Source organism: Clostridium aceticum (assembly GCF_001042715.1).
In the GTDB taxonomy this organism is placed as follows: domain Bacteria; phylum Bacillota; class Clostridia; order Peptostreptococcales; family Natronincolaceae; genus Andreesenella; species Andreesenella acetica.
The window spans coordinates 178,302-197,386 of sequence record NZ_CP009687.1 but is presented as its reverse complement, the minus strand read 5'-3'; the positions used below and the strand labels follow the sequence as shown (position 1 = coordinate 197,386).

Below are 19,085 nucleotides of genomic sequence, written 5' to 3'. Positions count from 1 at the left end.
GTCATTTATTTTAAACCCTATAGCTCCCTTTGTCAAGGAAAATTTCTTTTAAATAAAGGCTCTGTTCATGATAAGGCTCAGTCATCCTGAATGACAACGAAGGATCTTGGTTTCAGATCTAAAGGGCTAGATCCTTCGCTACCCTCAGGATGACAGTTCAAGAGGATTTTACTAATAATTGTGTTAAGTTAACGCCTATGAATATAAAATAAAGAGGCAGCGAAAGCTTGATATGCTTCGCTGCCTTTTTTTCTCTTTATATATCCAGTAACTGTTCATCCAATAAAATAACCACATTGAGATTACCATTTCTAGCACGGATATCGTCCATTAAAACCTTCTCTTCTGTCTCTTCTTTGGTTTTTATGGAATACATCAACTCAAACATGGTACCTAAGTTGGTGGTTCTTATGCTCATGAGAGAAAACTCTTTAAGGTGCTGCTGCAAAAGATCGTCAAACAGTCCTTCAAAATTCAAGTTTTCTGGCACCATAATTTTTAAGATTTTTTGTTTTTCTTTTTTTGCCCCATAATCTAAATGGTATAAAATAAAGATCAAAGCACATAGCATAGCAACAAAAACAATAGCAGGTATAAAAAGTCCTGCACCTGAGGCCAACCCTGCACCTAATACAAAGAAGATAAAGGCTATATCCCTTGGATCTCCTATGGTGCTCCTAAAACGTATAATAGATAGAGCTCCTGCCAAACTGAAGGCTCTGGCGATATTGCTGCCGATGGCAACAATAATGATGGAAATAACGATCCCTACAATAATTAAAGTTTGAGCAAAGGTTTGAGAATAAAATCTGCCCTTATAGGTTTTCGTATAGGTATAAGAAATCATTAATCCTAAAAGAGAACTAATTACAATTGTAATGATTACTTCCCTCAAGGTAGTGATAGTACCAATTTCATTTAACATAAAAATATCATTTATACTGTCTAACATAATCCAACCCCCTATATGATGCTCTTCTGGTTTAACATTACTTCAACATTATTTTGACTATTGGAGTATTTAGAAAAACTCTGCATAGAGCAACTATACTCGCTTAAAATCCTAGCAAGCCACAAAGGTACCCTCTCACTTAGCTTTACCTCTAGGACAAAGGTATTGGGATCCATAAAAAGGTCCCCATAGCTGCCCTTTTCAAGTCTAAAGTTATATTCCCGCTTTCTCAGATTCTTATCAAAGGTAATTCTTATGCTGGGATCTTCTTCTACTTGAAAGGCTTGTCTTTCGTAGCATAGCACCATCTTAGGCACCAGTTGATAAAAGTTTTTTAAAAAATCTATTTCCTTCAAAATTTGTTGATTGGAAACCTCAAAAGAAAAGACATTTTTTATAGGCTCCTTTTGACTTAGAAAATGATAGGCATCCTTCAACTTGATCAAAGTTCTTCTTTTATTTACAACCTTATCATGCTTTTGTTTAATTTCTAAAAAAGCTTGTTCATTTAAGCTGGCTTTATTGTAGGTGCGCAACCTTAACTTTTGTCTAAAGGATTGTCCTAGCATTTTTTCCTGATGGAACAAATTATCCTCTGTATCATAATAAATATTAGAGATGGTGTAATAACCTTCTTGATCTCCATGAGCATCGATAGAAAGGTGAGGTTTTAGGGCAGCCAATAAGTCCTTATAAACATCGTTGTTAATCAAATACTTTAACTCGTATCGATTAAATACTTCCTTTGCCATGATCTCTCCTCCTCTCTAAAATTTATTGCAAATTCATGTCTTGGCACAACTATCAGAACTTAACATATCTTTAACATATATAGTATAACATCGTGTTCCAGCATAGTAAAGTTTAGTTTCTTCCAGCAAAAAAGGAGATGATTTTTTGAAAGCCATTGAAGAAATCTTAAAAAACAAAGAGAAAATAGCTGCTTTACTTCCTATATATAAAGAAGATCTAGGGAATGTCACTACAGTAATACTGCAAAATGGAGAAGAAATTTTATTGAGACGCTCTATCGAATCAATCTTACATGCTATTTGTAGCTATTATACCCTCCACCTAAGACTGCTTAGAAAAAAACAACAAAAACTATTGAACTGCAAATACTACCTACCTTTACCTTTAAGTAAAGACTTATTGCTGTTTCCCATTAAAACCAGAGTGCCCAAGGTAAAAAATGACTCTTCTCTTAGCTACATTAACTTCTTTGAGGTAAAAAAGCTAGACCTTTCAAAAACAACACTTCATTTAAACAATGGAAAAGTCATTGACGTTTTGAGTACTGCCTCCACGCTTAAAAAGCGTTATCATCAAGCGAGTTTAATTAAACAGCTTCAAGAGGAATCCGCTCACATAAGGGATGGAGATACTACTTTGAGGGATCTGGTTCTCCTTCGAGAACTCTTGACAGGTTTCATAAATTCTCTGTCTTCAAGTGGTTAAGCAAAGCAAAAAAGAAAAAAGTCATCTTTTAACTTTATCATAGGCGTTAACTTAACACACTTATTACCAAAATTCTCTGGAACTGTCATCCTGAGTGTAGTGAAGGATCTTGTTCGCTTTGCTTCCCTCAGGATGACGAACTATGGCTTAAGTTAAGGTTAATGACGTGATTATAAAAGATGACTTTTTTATGTGTATGAATCATTTTAAAGTATTCCACTAATCAGGTTCAAAGTTCTAACAATACCCTGACTTAAGCTCATCACTGCAAGCCCCGCTATAAGGTTTCCTATAAGTATGGCAGGGAAGGCCAGCTTGATCCGCATATCTAAAAGCACGGAGGCTAAGCTTCCTGTCCACACCCCAGTTCCCGGCAATGGTATAGCCACAAATAAAATCAAACCCCAAAAACCATATCTTTGAATTTTACCGCTTCTCAACATCGTTTTTCTTGTGATTTTTTCTATAACCCCTCTGAATACCTTTGTTTGTTTCAGCACCTTAAAAATTGGTCTTATACCAAAAATAATTATCGGCACCGGTAACAGACTGCCAATAAAGCTAATGGTAAAGGCATGCAATGGAGACATACCCAGGGAAATCCCTACAGGTATAGCACCCCTTAACTCAATAATAGGCATGGCAGCCGTCAAAAGTACTGTTAGTTCAATCGTCATAAACTCTAGAAATTTTTCAAAAAATCCCATGTCATTTCTCCTTACTTGTCCCCCAAGGGTTTTATCGCTTTTTTATTCGTTCTCTGCTACTTCACACTTAATAAACACCTTCAGCCATTGTATAAACCTTAAGAAGTTATTTTTCTTGTATTGGCTGTAGCAAACACTACCCGTTTACTTAAAATATAGTTCAACAGGACCACACCACCATTTACAATAAGCTTACTGATAAATTCATCCATATGGAATAACTGAATCAAGATAATCAATCCTACTAGATCAAAAACGTAGGTGCCAATCCGCACAGTAAAAAACAAAACCATTTCCTTCATCAATCCCTTACCTGTAGTGGCAAACACCCATCGACGATTGGTATAAAAAGCCACCATCACAGCTACAACGAAGGCTATCGTCGTGCTTATAGCATAATGTATGCCCATATCTACCAGCACCTTATAGATTACCAGATTTACTAATGTTGTTAATACACCAAATATCAAATAAGAGGCATAGTGTTTGATTTTATCTATCATGCTTATCATCACCTTGTTCTATATTAATCTCCTTCTCAACCGTATAAAGAGGTCTCTTCCTTGCTTCATCATAGATTCTTACAATATATTCCCCCAAAATACCAAGGGCCAATAAGTGTATGCCACTTAAAAGAACCAGCAGCCAGAGCCATCCAGGGATGCTGCTGACAGTACCTCTGCTCCAGGTAATACCACTGTAAAGCATAAGCAAGGTACCTAGTACTACCACCACCAGCCCTGTAGCTTCTATCCATTTAATAGGCTTAAAGGAAAAAGAGAGAATACCATCGGAGGCTAGCTGCAGCATCTTTTTCAAAGGATACTTGGTTTCTCCAGCAAATCTTTCCTCTCTTTCGTAAAACAGTGCTATTTGCTTAAAACCAACCCAGCTGATCATACCCCGGATAAAGCGATTTTTCTCAGGCATGCTGTTAAAAACATCCACTACTTTACGATCCATCAAACGGAAGTCCCCTGTATCCACAGGGATCTCTACCTCTGTCATTTTGTTTAAGAATCTATAAAAGTATTTTGCAGTTGCTAGTTTAAACCACGTTTCGCCTTTGCGTTTTTTTCTTTGCCCATAGACTACATGTTGACACTCCCACAGCTAAAGCAGTGGGATTCTTGAGTGATTAAACCGAAGTACATTTCTGCTATCGGAGTATGACCTCAAGCTTAGGGTATGCCATTACCCCTCCTAGAGCAGTACATATAGTACCCTAGGCTAGTAGACTTTTACCATCTACTACAGGTGCATTAATTATATTTATAGCACCTACTCTATCCCTATGTGTTTTAAAACCACAGGAGCATTTATATTTTCTATCTCTTGCTTTATTTAGTTTCTTACATTCAGGGCATATTTGAGAAGTGTATTTAGGATCAACATATTCAACCTTTATCCCCTTCAATAGTGCCTTATACTCTATGAATTGAGCTAGACGATAGAATGACCATGTATGTAGATTTTTTTCGTTTTTACGGCTTGTTCTTGCCGTGTTTCTGATATTCGTTAATTTTTCAAGCCGAATATCAGAAACATTATTATTTACTGCAAAATTAATTATTTCTCTACTTACTTTGTGGTCTTGGTCTGTCATCCAACGTTGTTCTTTATCATCAAGCTTTTTAATGACTTTAAGCTTCTTGGCTTTTCCAAGTTTTTTACGTTTCGCTTTATATTTACGTTTGACGTATTTATTTTGCCTACCGTTTCCAAAAAAAAACGTTTTTCCTGAATCGGTTACAGCTACAGCAGGAACTTTTAGGCCTAAGTCAACACCCATTACAACATCACCTTTAACTATATGAGATACTTTTTCAACACTTATTTGAGCGATATATTTATTGCTTTTCTTAGTTATACGCAATGCTCCCAAATGACCTTCTAGTTGTTTTAGCTGATAGTCTGTCATGATAGTTCTAGTTTGAATACGCTGCGATTTCCCATCTATAATAACGGGAAAACTAAGAATACCGTCTTTAAGTGAATAATTTTGATTATTCCATATACAGACAGGTTTTTTAAGGGTAGCTACATTGATTACTTTTTGTTTATCAGTAGGCAGTTTGGAATTAGCCTTGATAGCTTTCTTGTACTTAGTACAGATACTTTTGGCATCTCTAATAGATTGATTTTTCACTGCACTTGGCATATTTGCAAAAACATCTTTAGATGATAGCTTTACTCTTTCTTCTGATTGGAGCGTAGATGAAACAAGGCTATTAACAGTATGGATATATTCTTTTGATATAGATTCTATTAGTTGTACTTGTTCTTTTGTCAAAATAATATTAAATTTTACTGTTATCTGCATTGTTTCACCCCCTTGTTTTTTGTTCTTCAACATATCGTTTTATAGTTTCACTTGATACATTTCCTGCGGTAGATACAAAATAGCTTCTTGTCCAAAGACTTGGCAAATGTCGCAGATGTTTAAATTCCTGCCTTAATAATCGAGAAGTCACTCCTTTCACTTTTGCCATTATGTCTGCTGGACTTAAATGAGGAAGTGCATTGACAAAAAGATGGCAGTGGTCTTTATCACATTCTATTGCCAAAATTTCTATTTCAATGTCTTTACAAATCTCATTGAGAAGCTGTTTAAATTTTATTTCAACTTCTCCAACTAGAACTTTACGTCTGTACCTTGGACAGAAAACAAAATGATAGTTTATTAAAGATACTGTTGTTTGTGTTCTTCTATAATCTTGTCCCATATATTTATAGTATCAGTTTTAAACTGAAACTGCAACAAGAAGATTAAAAGAAACGCCTTTCATCCCACGATTGAAACCGTGGGCTTTCAGGCGAATTTACTGTAACCCTGCTGCCACAACGACAGCATCTCAGGAATCAACTCCGGTGGATCTTGAAGGTCCGCATCAATCACCACGACTGCATCTCCTGCAGCTTTTTTTATACCAGCAGTTACAGCGATCTGATGACCGAAGTTTCTAGCAAAGCTGATTACCTTTACTTTTTTATCTTCTTTAGCAATTTCTTCTAATATGCTTAAAGTATTATCTTTGCTGCCGTCATTGATAAAAAGAATTTCATGGGAGATGTTATTTTCCGCCAAGACTTTTTTCAGACGCTTATAACATTCCCGAGCTACTTCATTTTCACAATACATAGGTACTACTAAAGATACTAGTTTTTCCTTCATGCCCGTAATCCTCCATTTCCGATTTTATCTCCGGCCCCCGTCACATGCACTAGTGCCGCCGCTGCTGTCAAAATAAAGAAGGGCACTACTGGATGATGGTATCGAGACTGAACCTCTATCAGCACATGGGCAGCTGTAAAAACCAGTACAATCAAAGCAGCTAAGCCGATAGGGTACTCCCTCCTCTTTTTTATGCTATACCATACACCTAAAAGAGCAAGCATCACTATACCCATATAATAACTTTGTGCTACTATGTCCACGGTGTCTTTGTTTTCCTCCACCCATAGGCTAAAGGCGGTATCGGGGTAAACCTCCAACATGCTCCAGTAAAGGGCGTAATCATCTGTCGTCCACTGAATAGCAAATTTTTGTTCCGCCAATGCCACAAAGCCAGTGGGGTCTTCTTTTATCCGTTCAATAGCCCGCCTTTGAGCTTCTCCATGAACCCTATAAAAATCATGGTCATATTCTTCAATAATCTGCCATGCAGTGGGATTCCACATACCAGTTCTTTCAGGATCTGTTCCCACATACATGTTAAATCCTCCTGCTGTTTTCCCTAAGGGTACCTTCACTGTATCAAGATAAATGAGATTTAGCATCCCCAATGTCAGGAAAAAAGCTAAAACGATCATAGCCACCACTTTTCCTTTTTCCTTTAAAAAACTTACCATAGGTTTTTTTATTTCGTGAAAAAATAGCAAATAGGCTAGCATAGGGGGAAATAGCAGTGAAGATACTGGCCGAATAATATGAGCAATCCCCATCACCAGCCCCACTAATAACAATCTCAGCACTTTCCAGCCCGTCAACGTTGTTTTTGTATAATGAATAAATAAATAGATCGACAATAGAAATAACACTAAAAACACATGCTCTGATGCCAACAGCGTAATATACATAATATCCGCTGGGTATAGGGCAAAAATCAATCCCGCTGCCTGTCCCGCTGTATCTCCTAAAAGCTCCCGCACCAACAAGTATAAAAGGATAGCTGTCCCCACAGAGCAAAATACATTAAACCATTTTCCTACTGCTACAGTATCGCCAAATAGTCTGTAGACATAAGAAAGTACCAACGGATATCCCGATAGATGAGGAAAAACGTTGCGAATTTCTAAATAAGCATCATAGTCCCCCTGCAGCAAAGCTGCTGCATAGTTATAATATCTTAAGAAATCATACACTGGGACGGTATTCATTAGCCTTACCCATATATATCTTGGAGCAAAGGCAATCAATGAAAGCAATGGTATAAAAATCTTTGGAGACTTCAAAAACTCTACCTTCTTCAACAAATAAAAAACCCCTACAAATCCACCGCTCATTAACAAGCTATAAAATAACAAGTAAAGGGTGGGTCTTTGATAAAGATAGGGCCCCCGAAGAAAATTTCCATAAATTACTACAAGTATAAAGAACAGTAAATAAAAAGAAAGTACTACCTTTCGTACTATTTTTTGTATCATTTTTTCCTCTCCACATCCTATTTTTCTTCAAAATTCATGCTTATTATAACATACTTTCTATGATAAAGCTACGGGGAGGGCTGCTATACCATATTTAAGCAGTCCTCCCCTTATTTAACCGATTGCTTCATCTACTACAATAGCAATTTCCTCCATGCCATCATTTTTTTCCGTCTTAACAATTTCTGTAAGATACTGAAAAAATTCCTCTTTTAAATCTTCTCTCTTTAATGCAAATTCCACAGTAGCCTGTAAAAAGCCTAGTTTGTCCCCTACATCATATCTCTTTCCCTTGAAGTTGTAGGCATACATCGCTTCTTTTTGTGCCAAAACCTTCAAAGCATCCGTTAGTTGGATTTCTCCTCCTTTACCGGGCTCTGTATTTTCCAGTACAGCAAATATTTCAGGGCTGATAATATATCTTCCCAAAATGGCTACATTTGAAGGAGCCTCTTCTACTGCTGGTTTTTCTACTAAGTCCTTTACTTTATAGACCCTATCTTCTATATGTTTTCCTGCTACAATACCGTATTTATCTACATCCTCCATCGGCACCTGCTGTACCCCTAAGATCGTTGTCTTATATTCATTATATACTTCTATCATTTGTTTTAGACAAGGTATCTCAGCATCTACAATGTCATCTCCTAGAAGCACAGCAAAAGGCTCATCCCCTATGAAACTTTTGGCGCAATGAATAGCATGTCCTAAGCCCTTTGGTTCTTTTTGTCGAATATAGTGGATATTTACCATATCAGAGATCTTCCTTATCTCCTCTAATAAATCATCTTTTCCCTTTTTTTCTAATTCTAGTTCCAGCTCGATGGATTTGTCAAAGTGGTCTTCAATAGACTTTTTATTTCTTCCTGTAATAATTAGTATTTCTTCTATGCCAGAATCCACAGCTTCTTCAATAATATATTGTAATGTGGGTTTATCTACAATAGGCAGCATTTCTTTAGGCTGTGCCTTGGTGGCCGGCAAAAACCTTGTCCCTAATCCAGCCGCCGGTATAATCGCCTTTTTTACCTTCATGATTTTTTTCCTCCTTATGCATAAATCTTCTGTTACTATTGTATCATAGTTTCTAAATGTATTTCACTGGTTATCTTAACTAATTACCTTGTCATTAGCGTTAACTTAATCCATAATTTGTCATGCTGAGTGGAGCAAATCGGAGTCGAAGGAGCTTAGTGTTAGTAAAATAACAATTCAAGAGAATTTTGGTAATAATCGCATTAAGTTTACGCCTATGGTTACTTTGTATCAGTAAAACTAACAATCCCACAAGTGACAATCTTGTGGGATTGTTGATATTTTATTGCTTTTAATAGTTTCCTGCTATTCCTCCAAAAACACTATTAATGATGCTGTCAGCATCTACATCTTCTGCTGAAAGCTTTTGGAAGAGGATTTTTTCCTGATAATTTTCTGTAATTGCTCCCCAAAGCGTCAAAAGCATTATCTTTTTATCTATATCTCCCCTCAGCTCACCATGATCAACACCTTCTTCTATCAAAGCGTCAATAAAACCATAGAGGATATTTTTAGCTTCTAAGATTTTATAAACCAGTTCCTCCGATATAACACTATTTTTTGAGAACATCAATTCTCCAGCTTGAACATATTTCTCCACAAACTTTCCATGATATCCAGCAAGTAACACTAATTTTTCCTTTAACTTTTTTTCTTTCTTTATAATTTCTCTTGCACCTTCAATGTACTGCTCTGTTATATATAGAATTGATCTTTCAAACAATTGTTTTTTACTATCAAAATATTCATAGACAGTGCCTTTCCCTATTCCTGCCTCTTTTGCGATGTCAGAAATTTTTGCTTCATAAAACCCATGCTGTTTAAAAGCCTTAAGGGCCGCTTCTAGAATTAAGTATTCTTTCTCCTTCATTGTTGCTATCATTGCTCCCCCTCCAAGCCTTAATTCGTAATAGTCTCTTTGCCTTTTCTTTTAATCTTCCTTTTTACCCATATTGCAAAATCATCCATTATTGTGTAGATAATCGGTGTTACTAATAGGGTTAACACCGTCGATAACAGCAATCCTCCAATAACAGTGGTGGCCATAGGTGCTTGAGCTTCTGCTCCTTCTCCTATCCCTAAGGCTAAAGGAACCATCGCCAACACCGTTGTCAATGTTGTCATTAGGATAGGTCTTAGTCTTGTAGGTCCTGCTATAGTGATGGCTTCGCTTCTTTCTTTGCCTGACCCTCTTAAGATGTTGATATAATCCACCAGCACGATACCATTATTAATAACAATCCCCGCCAGCATCAGAAGCCCTATAAAAGCTGGTACATTCAAGGTTCTTCCTGTTATAAATAGACCTAAGAAACCTCCAGAAAAAGCCAAAGGTATGGACATAATAATAGTAAAGGGGTGCATTAATGACTCAAACTGGGAAGCCATAACCATATAGACCAAGATAATAGCCAGCACAATTGCCAAAAGTAAGTCAGCAAATGCTTCTACCATCTGTTCATTTTCTCCACCCATTTGATAAAAATATCCTTCTGGCAAATCGTAGTCCTCCAATAAAGCTGTAATATCCCGTGTGACACTTACTAAGTCCCTGCCGCTGAGTTCACTGGTAACGGTGGCTACCCTATGTTGATCTTCTCTATTGATACTTGTAGGTCCTTGGGCAATATACATATCTGCCACTTGGTTTAATGGGACTGTACTGCCCATAGGGGTTTGAATACCTATCTGCTCTAAGTTAGCTAGGTCTTGTCGTATACTTTCTTCTCCTCTGATGATGATGTTCGTCTCATCTCCATCTTCTCTAAACCTAGAAACCGTCGTACCTAGAGCAAAATTTCTTACAGCATTTGCCACTTGAGCTGTTGTCAAGCCGTAGGTAGAAGCCTGATATTTGTTAATATGAATTTGAAGCTCAGGCACCCCTTCTGAAAAACTAGTTTCTACATCTCGTGTGCCCTCTACCTGTGCCACTATTCTTCTAAAGTCCTCTGTAATCTCCTTAAGAACTTCTAGGTCATCTCCCTTGACCTTTATCTCTATCGGTGCACTAGCACCTCCCATTGCCATGCCGTCGGCACTTGCTACACTGATCTCTGCGCCAGCAATGTCTCTAACAAGACTCCTTATTTCATCGGCAACCTCATTATCACTTCTGCTTCTTTGGCTAAGACTCACCAACATGACCGTCATACTTCCACGGTTTTCATTACTTGACATAAACCCTGCTCCCATACTGCCACCAATGGTGCTATAAACAATATCGATTTCTTCTATAGGAGCAACCAAAGCTTCTATGCGTTGCAGGATTTCGTCTGTTTCACTTAATTGTGACCCTGTTGGTAAAGTGACATTAACATCTATTTGTCCTTGGTCGGAAGCAGGGAAGAACTCTGCCCCTACAAGAAACACTGAAGAAACACTGGCCACAAATATTACTATGGTCATAAAAATAAGGGTTTTTCTATGACCTAGACCCCATACCAATATTTTTTTGTAGGTCTTCTCTAGTCCAGAAAAAGCACGATCAAAGAGATCATAAATACCTGTGAAAATTTTTCTCTTTTTAGGCTTTTCCCCTTCCACAATTCTATCTACCTTCAAAATCTTAGAAGACAGCATAGGAATAAAAGTTAGTGCTACTACTAAAGAAGCCACTAGAGACAGTGTAACTGTCATAGCAAACTCACCAAATAAAATAGAGGTAAGTCCTCCTACGAAAACAATAGGTGCAAATACCGCTATCGTAGTAAGGGTAGATGCTGTAACCGCCATGGAAACCTCTTTTGCCCCTTCTATAGCTGCTTCTATCCTAGAGTAGCCTTCTGTTCTATAACGATAAATGTTTTCCAGCACCACAATAGCATTATCCACCAACATCCCTACCCCAAGGGCCAATCCTCCCAATGTCATAAGGTTTAAGGTAATGTTATTAAAGTATAACAACACAAAAGTTGCAATGATGGAGATCGGCAAAGCGGTTGCAATGATCATGGTACTTCTAATATTTCTTAAAAATAAATACAGGATTAATATGGCTAACAGTCCACCCACTAAAGCATTTTTAGCTACATTTGCAATAGCATCGTTGATGTAGTCAGATTGATCAAATATGGTGACAATTTCAAACTGTGGATAGTCGACCCGTAACCTTTCTACCTCTCTGTTGACTGAATTAGCCACCTGAACTGTATTGCTTCCCGATTGTTTCTGTATTTGTATCCCTATACCATTTTTACCATTGGTTCTAGAAATGCTCTCAATTTCTTTTTGAATCAAACCCACCTCTGCCACATCCTTCAATCGAATAATGGATCCAGAAGATAAGGTTATCGGTAACTCTCCAATTTCTTCTACGGTTTCAAATTCTCCCAGGGTTCTGATGGTTAGTTTTTCTGTGCCTCTTTCTACCGTTCCCCCTGGTACATTGATATTAGCGGCACCAATTACCTGTGCTAATTGATCTACACCGATGCCATAGGCGTTTAGTTTTTGTTGGTTTACCTTTATTTCTATTTCATTAATGTAATCCCCCATAATACTTACTGAAGCAACGCCACTGATCCTCTCTAACCTTGGTTTCATGGTATCTTCCGCCAAAGCCTGCAGTTCAAAGAGATCTTCACCATTGGAAAGTGACAACATCACAATAGGCATAGCATTCATGTCTAGCTTCATTACCATGGGCTGTGATGCATCATCTGGAAGCCTTCCTCTTACCATATCCACCTTTTCTCTCATTTCTAAGGCTGCAAAATCCATATTTGTGCCAAAGTCAAACTGTGCTACAACAATGGAAGTACCCTGAGAAGACATTGAGGTGACCGTATCCAAGTCAGCAACAGTGGCTACAGCATCTTCAATAGGCCTTGTCACCAAATTTTCCATCTCATGGGGCCCTACTCCTGAATAGCTGGTGCTAACAATTGCTACAGGAATCTCTATATCCGGCATTAAGTCCAAAGGTAAGCGAGTTAAAGAGATGGTCCCTAGTAATATGATTACAAGCATCATCATTGTAATCGTTACAGGTTTTTTTACTGCAAATTTTGATAGATTCATTATTATTCACCTCCTACGATCTTAACCCGTTCTCCATCCGCTACATACTGCTGTCCCTTAACAATTACCTGATCTCCTTCCTGTAATCCTTCTACTACCTCTACTTCAGAAGCAGTACTCATTCCTAATGATACCTGTTTTTCAACAGCATGATCTCCTTCTACAATAAAAACAATACTATCTCCCTCTTTATCAAGAACAGCTCTACGATTAATAACCATCACATTGTCTCTACTATCTAGATCTAATGCCATGGAAGCACTCATTCCCGTTCTAATCTTACGATCTTTATTATTTATGTATACTTTCACTATGTACAAACGTGTATTATTATCTACCGTAGGACTGATAAAGTCAATCCTTCCTTCTACTGCTTCCTCTAATGCTGCTGGTATATCAACAGATACTTTTTGCCCAGTATATAGGGTGTTTACAATGTTCTCTGTAACGTCTACTTTGATATAAACTTTATCGATGTCAGCAATTGTAGCCAAAGGTTGTGCACCACTAGCTAGTTCTCCTGCTATTATATTTAAGCTAGAGATTACACCACTCATAGGAGCCCTTACTACCGTATCTTCTAAGGCACTTTGTGCTTGCTGATGGGTGATTTCAGCTTGAGCTAATTGATTTAGGGCTTGCTGATAGCCTATCTCTGCCTGACGTATTTGACTCTCGGCAACTTCTAAAGGTCTTCTAGATGCCGCTAGTTCTGCCTGTTCCAGTTGAGTTTTAGGGGCAGCACCTGCCTCAAAAAGCTCTCTTGTTCTCTGTAAGTTTACTTCAGCGTTTTCTATGTTTTCTTTTATAGAATTATAATTAATTTGAGCTGTTGTTATGCTGTTCTCTGCTTGATCTACACTTTTTTGTGCCAAATTTATGGATTGTTGTGTTTGTTCTATATTGCGAAGTATATCTTTTTGATCTATAGTAAATAGCACACTGTCTCTGTGAACATAATCTCCCAGTTTCACATTAACAGCGGTTACTCTCCCCGGAACTTTAGGTAATACCACCGCCTCATCATTGGCATGGATTTTCCCATTTAATGTAATGTTATTACCAATAAACTTCGTCTCTGCTTTTTCAACTTCTACAGGGACATAGACTTCCTCAGGTGTTGTTGCAACTGGCTCTTCTTTGCCCCTACAGCCTACTAAGGCAATTGCTAAAAACATTGTTAGTAGTAGTGCGCAAATTACTTTTTTCATCATTTCATTTTCCCTCCAACATCTCTTTTTATTAAAAACTTCTACTCTAAACCATCTCCCCTAACTTTAATGAAAATTGACCGATGGTTCAATGTAATATCTACCATATTATATAATATTTTCATACATACAATCAATTAAAAGTATATTAATTTTTTCTTAAATCCCCTCTATCAATTGGACGTATGAACATAAAAAAAACTCCCCCTGACCAAGAATGGTTTCTTTATTCTTGGTCAGAAGGGAGTTTCCTTTTATTAGAGATTAGTTTTCTTCTGTATCATCATCTTCATCTGTATCATCTTGGTCCTCGTCATCGTCTTGACCTTGATCTTCATCATCCTTCTCATCTTGATCAGCATCTTGACCTTCTTCTTCGTTCTCGTCTTGATCAACATCTTGATCTTCTTCGTCCTTCTCATCTTGATCTACATCTTGATCTTCTTCTTCGTCCTTCTCATCTTGATCTACATCTTGATCTTCTTCTTCGTCCTTCTCATCTTGATCTACATCTTGATCTTCTTCGTCATTGTTTTCGTCTTGATCAGTGTCTTGATCTTGATCTTCTAACTCACGGAACATGTTGTGGATTACTACCACAGCTTCTGCTCTTTTGATATTATTTAATGCTCCAAAGGTTCTAACTTCTTCATTCACATAACCATTCATGTATCTAGCTGCTGCTACTGCACCTACATGACCCTTTGCCCAACCTGAAATGGCATCAGTAAACACTTCGGAAGCCCCTGAATCTTGCTGTAATTCGTTGATTTTGCTAATAATCGCAGCTACTTCTTCACGAGTAATGAAGCTTTCTGGTTTCATTGTGCCATCTCCGTATCCAGAAATGTATCCAGCTGCCGCAGCTCTTCTTACCACTTTTGCATACCACTCGTCTTCAGGCACATCAGAATAGTCAATCGCTACTTCATCTATGTAGCCCATTGCCTTATTGATTAATGACATAAATTCTGCTCTAGTGATGTTGTTTTCTGGCTTGAAGCTACCATCAGGGTAACCGCTTACAACATCATTCTCTGCCCAAAGTATGATTCTATCAGCAGCCCAGTGACCTTCTATATCGCTGAAGGTAACAGTATTTTCGTCATCTGTGTCTGTTTCGTCATCCACATCTGTTTCGTCATCCGCATCTGTTTCGTCATCTGCATCTGTTTCGTCATCTGCATCTGTTTCATCATCCGCATCTGTTTCGTCATCTGCATCTGTTTCGTCATCTGCATCTGTTTCATCATCCGCATCTGTTTCATCATCCGCATCTGTTTCATCATCTGCATCTGTTTCATCATCCACATCTGTTTCATCATCTGCATCTGTTTCATCATCCGCATCTGTTTCGTCATCTACATCTGTTTCATCTTCTACATCAACATTTTCAACAATTACGTTGTCTGCTGCATCCTCATCTTGAAGGTCAGCACCCTCAGCAAATACCATTCCTGTAGATGTCAGCACCATGATTGCTGCCACTAGCAGGCCTAGTGCTCTTTTAGTATTATCTTTCACTACAATCCCTCCGTTGAATAAATTTTTAGGTCTCTGCCCCCAGGACCTTAGGACTATTGTATAAAAAAGATATTGAAATTGCAACGCTTATAGGGAATATGTTCCAATGTAAATGTTGGTATACTATCTATTTAGTAGTTATAAAAGAAAAAAGTTCTTTGATGTGTGTTATCAAAAAACTTTTTATAGTTCTAGCACTAGGAAGAGGACACCTTTTTCCTCAACACGGCTTTATTTTTTCAGTTTTTCCCCATAGTAATACCATTGATAATTTCCTGGATATAGTCTGTATCTACATCTAGATAAAAAATACCATCTATAGTCATATTGCTTCCTCGCAACGTAAACACCTCTATATCCTCTGGATTTAAATCCTTCAGAAATAGAACTAACGCACCAATCTGATCGATTTTTAAGTCAGTAAATATTTTGTTTTGCATCTTCAAATATAAGGGAAGAATATCAGAAAATCTACCTTTTTCTTTTGTCTGCTGAAATAGAGCCATCATGAAGTTCTGCTGCTGACCTATTCTAGCCAAATCTGCCATTGGTGCATTACGATTTGATAGATAAATCAAGGCCTGCTCACCATTGAGTGTTTGTTCCCCTTTTTCTAAACGTCTTGCACCAGACCCCATGCTGCGTTCTACATTTACAGTGACACCACCTATCATATCAACAACATCCTTAACCGCATCTAAGTCTAGAGTAGCATAATAATGAATGTCAATACCTAGCAAATTCTCCACAGCTTCAACTGCATATTGATTTCCTTTTCTCCTAGGTCCCCCACCAAAGGCCATAGCATGGTTAATCTTATCTTTTTTGTCATTGCCTGGTACATCTGTATAAGTATCTCTTGGAATCGATATCATTTTTACCTTTCTCATATCTAAGTCCATGGATGCTACCATAATGGCATCACTCCGATAACCCATTTCATTTGCCTCTCGTGTCTCAGTACTATCTACTCCCAGTAAAAGGACATTGATTACATTTCTGCTGACAACATCTCCGACAACAATTACTTCTTCTTGCTTCTGGAGATCTTTTCGAAAAGCTTGTTCAGGGTTTTGTATATTATTATATTTTTCAAAGCCATTTACCGTCATTAGTAAAAAAACACAAAATATTAAAGCTGTACTTATCTTAAGAATCTCATTTTTTTTCATTGCTGATGCTCCTTCAAGGTAAGTCTATCTTTTGTTTCTCATTTGTACAAATAAAAGTATACCACATAAATCGCTAAAATCCTATCTTGGCGAAGAATATCTGTCAAAATTTTAATAAAAAACTCAGCAAACTTCTAATTTTTCACTATGCTACTACATTTCTTACATTATAGTACCTCATCTCTATATATTTTAAAAACAAAATAAAAAAGTCTCTAAAGAATTTCTTCTTTAAAAAGACTTTTCAAGTATACTTGAGTTTATTCACTTTTGTGATTCAGTAAGCTTCTTATACAGATTAGCTTGGTCTATCTCTTCTTTATTTATCTTTATATCCTTGGTGCCACACGTTATCACTCTTAGCTGGTTCGCTTATAAGTAGGTACTATTTTTTCCATGTAACCTTTTATTTCTTCAGCACTTCCCCATAGCAGCTCCATTAGTATATTTAATTCTCTATGCAGCAGCTTCAGATCTGTAAATATCGGTTTGCCTACAAAGATTTTATCATGTTTTGTAGCTTCTAAACCCTCTTCATCCATCAATAGCTCTTCATATAGCTTTTCTCCTGGTCTAAGGCCTACAACTTTGACAGCTATATCGACATCTGGTTCGAAGCCTGATAAACGAATTAGGTTTTTTGCAAGGTCAATAATTTTTACTGGTTCCCCCATATCTAGCACAAAAATTTCTCCACCACTCGCCATAGATCCTGCTTGAATTACCAGTTGCACCGCTTCTGGTATGGTCATGAAATATCTTGTTACCTCTGGGTCCGTCACTGTAATGGGGCCTCCCTCAGCAATCTGCCTTTTGAATAATGGAATAACACTTCCATTACTGCCTAACACATTGCCAAATCGCACCGCAACAAACTCCGTCTTACTGACACGGTCCATTGATTGAATAATCATTTCCGCTACTCTTTTGGTAGCCCCCATAATATTTGTTGGGTTCACAGCCTTATCGGTGGAGATAAGAACAAATCTCTTTACTCCGTATTCATCAGCACACTCTGCCAAATTTTTTGTACCAAAAACATTGTTCTTTATAGCTTCTTGAGGATTAGCCTCCATCAATGGAACATGTTTATGGGCTGCTGCATGAAACACCACCTCTGGTTTATGTATTGAAAATATTTCCTCTAACCGTTTCTTATCCCGAATAGATGCAATTAGGACTTCTAAGTTTAAATTCGGGTGTTTTCGAATTAGTTCATTTTGTATATCATAAACACTATTTTCATAAATATCTAGGATTAATAACTTCTTAGGCTGAAAACCTGCAATCTGCCGACATAACTCTGAGCCAATAGATCCACCACCACCAGTGACCAACACCACCTTCTCACTTAAGTAATCGCTTATCTCTGCTAAGTCTACCTTTACTGGATCTCTTCCTAATAAATCATCTATCTCTACATCACGTATCTTTTTGATACTCACTTGTCCATCCAACAATTCATAAATCTCAGGAACAATTTTCAACTTGCACTTAGTCCTACTGCACTCTTGAACAATCTCCCTTATTTCCTTCCTGTAGGCAGAAGGGATGGCAATGATAATTTCGTCTATTTTTTTAGCCTCAGCTATTTTCTTTATATGATATCTATCTCCTAATATTGGAACTCCATGAATTTTAGCTCCTAATTTTCCTTCATTGTCATCTATAATAGCCACAGGTTTACTGTTTAGGCTATCATGTCTTCGTAATTCTTTAATAATGGTGGCTCCTGCTTGACCTGCGCCTACCACCATAATTCTTTTTTTGCCACTGGTTTTAAAAATACCTTCAATACCTTGCTGTTTTAAATCCTCTGTGAAATTTTTTGTTACCCTATAACTTAGGCGAATACCCCCAATGAAAACTATATCCAATAAAAATATTAGCATATAAATACTTCTCGGAAAAAACTGCTGTGTAAGCACCATGTAAGTAACAATACCCATATTAGCTATAAAAGAGGCACCTACTACCTGAAGAGCTTCTTCTATGCTGGCATACTTCCAAAGGTTTTTATATATACCACAACAATAAAATAAAACTAGCTTGATTAGGGATAGAGTAATAGCATTCTCTAAGTAGACTGGAAAATATTGCGCAAACATTTTCCCCGTCAAATCCCCATCAAAACGCATGTAAAAAGCTAATAAAAAAGCTATATTTATCAGCACAATATCAATTGATGCCATTAACGTCGACATTATTTTTTTCTTCATAGCTCCGTCCCCACTTTAAAACCTACATGTTTTTTCTAATTCAATCATACTATGCAGGATAACTAATGTCAACGTAAAGGGCTTAAAACACAGTTTTTGTCATGAAACTGTCATATTTCCTCATATCTTTTAACTCT

17 protein-coding genes are annotated in these 19,085 nt (G+C 37.3%); 1 reads left to right on the top strand and 16 read right to left on the bottom strand.

What is annotated here, in order from left to right; genetic code table 11:
* Positions 1-256 precede the first annotated feature (256 nt).
* Both CACET_RS00875 and CACET_RS00870 read right to left on the bottom strand, forming a co-directional pair.
* The gene (locus tag CACET_RS00875) at positions 257-952 is read right to left on the bottom strand and encodes a DUF4956 domain-containing protein (protein ID WP_044826035.1); all 696 of its coding nucleotides are present in this window, start codon (positions 950-952) and stop codon (positions 257-259) included.
* Positions 953-963: 11 nt separating this feature from the next.
* A complete protein-coding gene (locus CACET_RS00870) occupies positions 964-1,704 on the bottom strand; it encodes a polyphosphate polymerase domain-containing protein (RefSeq protein WP_044826034.1) in 741 nt (246 codons plus the stop codon).
* A 145-nt stretch (positions 1,705-1,849) separates the two neighbouring features.
* On the opposite strand from CACET_RS00870, the gene CACET_RS00865 reads away from it, so the two are divergent.
* Positions 1,850-2,410 (top strand): competence protein ComK, encoded by a 561-nt coding sequence (locus CACET_RS00865; protein ID WP_044826033.1) that lies wholly within the window; start codon positions 1,850-1,852, stop codon positions 2,408-2,410.
* A 206-nt stretch (positions 2,411-2,616) separates the two neighbouring features.
* On the opposite strand, the gene CACET_RS00860 is transcribed toward CACET_RS00865, so the two are convergent.
* The 14 genes from CACET_RS00860 to CACET_RS00795 form a co-directional block, all read right to left on the bottom strand.
* Positions 2,617-3,117 (bottom strand): COG2426 family protein, encoded by a 501-nt coding sequence (locus tag CACET_RS00860; RefSeq protein ID WP_044826032.1) that lies wholly within the window; start codon positions 3,115-3,117, stop codon positions 2,617-2,619.
* A 98-nt stretch (positions 3,118-3,215) separates the two neighbouring features.
* On the bottom strand, positions 3,216-3,620 hold the full coding sequence (locus tag CACET_RS00855) for a GtrA family protein (protein ID WP_052661533.1): 405 nt from the start codon (positions 3,618-3,620) through the stop codon (positions 3,216-3,218).
* Positions 3,610-4,125, bottom strand: coding sequence for a hypothetical protein (locus CACET_RS00850; RefSeq protein WP_201777344.1), 516 nt, complete (start codon positions 4,123-4,125; stop codon positions 3,610-3,612). The genes CACET_RS00855 and CACET_RS00850 overlap by 11 nt, the downstream gene beginning before the upstream one ends.
* Positions 4,126-4,342: 217 nt before the next feature.
* Complete coding sequence (locus CACET_RS00845; RefSeq protein WP_201774978.1) at positions 4,343-5,440, bottom strand: RNA-guided endonuclease InsQ/TnpB family protein; 1,098 nt, start codon at positions 5,438-5,440, stop codon at positions 4,343-4,345.
* 4 nt (positions 5,441-5,444) lie between these two features.
* Positions 5,445-5,843, bottom strand: coding sequence for an IS200/IS605 family transposase (tnpA, locus tag CACET_RS00840; protein WP_044826404.1), 399 nt, complete (start codon positions 5,841-5,843; stop codon positions 5,445-5,447).
* A gap of 86 nt (positions 5,844-5,929) precedes the next feature.
* Positions 5,930-6,292, bottom strand: a complete 363-nt coding sequence (locus tag CACET_RS00835) for a glycosyltransferase family 2 protein (RefSeq protein ID WP_082058318.1) — start codon at positions 6,290-6,292, stop codon at positions 5,930-5,932.
* On the bottom strand, positions 6,289-7,593 hold the full coding sequence (locus CACET_RS00830; protein WP_158385933.1) for a glycosyltransferase family 39 protein: 1,305 nt from the start codon (positions 7,591-7,593) through the stop codon (positions 6,289-6,291). The genes CACET_RS00835 and CACET_RS00830 overlap by 4 nt, the downstream gene beginning before the upstream one ends.
* Before the next feature lie 285 nt (positions 7,594-7,878).
* Positions 7,879-8,799, bottom strand: a complete 921-nt coding sequence (galU, locus tag CACET_RS00825; protein ID WP_044826360.1) for a UTP--glucose-1-phosphate uridylyltransferase GalU — start codon at positions 8,797-8,799, stop codon at positions 7,879-7,881.
* A 292-nt stretch (positions 8,800-9,091) separates the two neighbouring features.
* Positions 9,092-9,682 carry a TetR/AcrR family transcriptional regulator gene (locus tag CACET_RS00820; protein WP_044826359.1) on the bottom strand — a complete coding sequence of 197 codons (591 nt, stop codon included), beginning with the start codon at positions 9,680-9,682 and terminating at the stop codon, positions 9,092-9,094.
* Positions 9,683-9,699: 17 nt separating this feature from the next.
* Positions 9,700-12,822 carry an efflux RND transporter permease subunit gene (locus CACET_RS00815; protein ID WP_044826358.1) on the bottom strand — a complete coding sequence of 1,041 codons (3,123 nt, stop codon included), beginning with the start codon at positions 12,820-12,822 and terminating at the stop codon, positions 9,700-9,702.
* A 2-nt stretch (positions 12,823-12,824) separates the two neighbouring features.
* Positions 12,825-14,036 carry an efflux RND transporter periplasmic adaptor subunit gene (locus CACET_RS00810; protein WP_052661582.1) on the bottom strand — a complete coding sequence of 404 codons (1,212 nt, stop codon included), beginning with the start codon at positions 14,034-14,036 and terminating at the stop codon, positions 12,825-12,827.
* Positions 14,037-14,297: 261 nt separating this feature from the next.
* Positions 14,298-15,557, bottom strand: a complete 1,260-nt coding sequence (locus tag CACET_RS19300) for an S-layer homology domain-containing protein (RefSeq protein ID WP_053072935.1) — start codon at positions 15,555-15,557, stop codon at positions 14,298-14,300.
* Between the two features lie 239 nt (positions 15,558-15,796).
* Positions 15,797-16,729: an LCP family protein gene (locus tag CACET_RS00800; protein WP_044826356.1), complete on the bottom strand. Its 933-nt coding sequence runs from the start codon at positions 16,727-16,729 to the stop codon at positions 15,797-15,799.
* A 359-nt stretch (positions 16,730-17,088) separates the two neighbouring features.
* Positions 17,089-18,948 carry a polysaccharide biosynthesis protein gene (locus CACET_RS00795; protein ID WP_044826355.1) on the bottom strand — a complete coding sequence of 620 codons (1,860 nt, stop codon included), beginning with the start codon at positions 18,946-18,948 and terminating at the stop codon, positions 17,089-17,091.
* Positions 18,949-19,085: the final 137 nt, after the last annotated feature.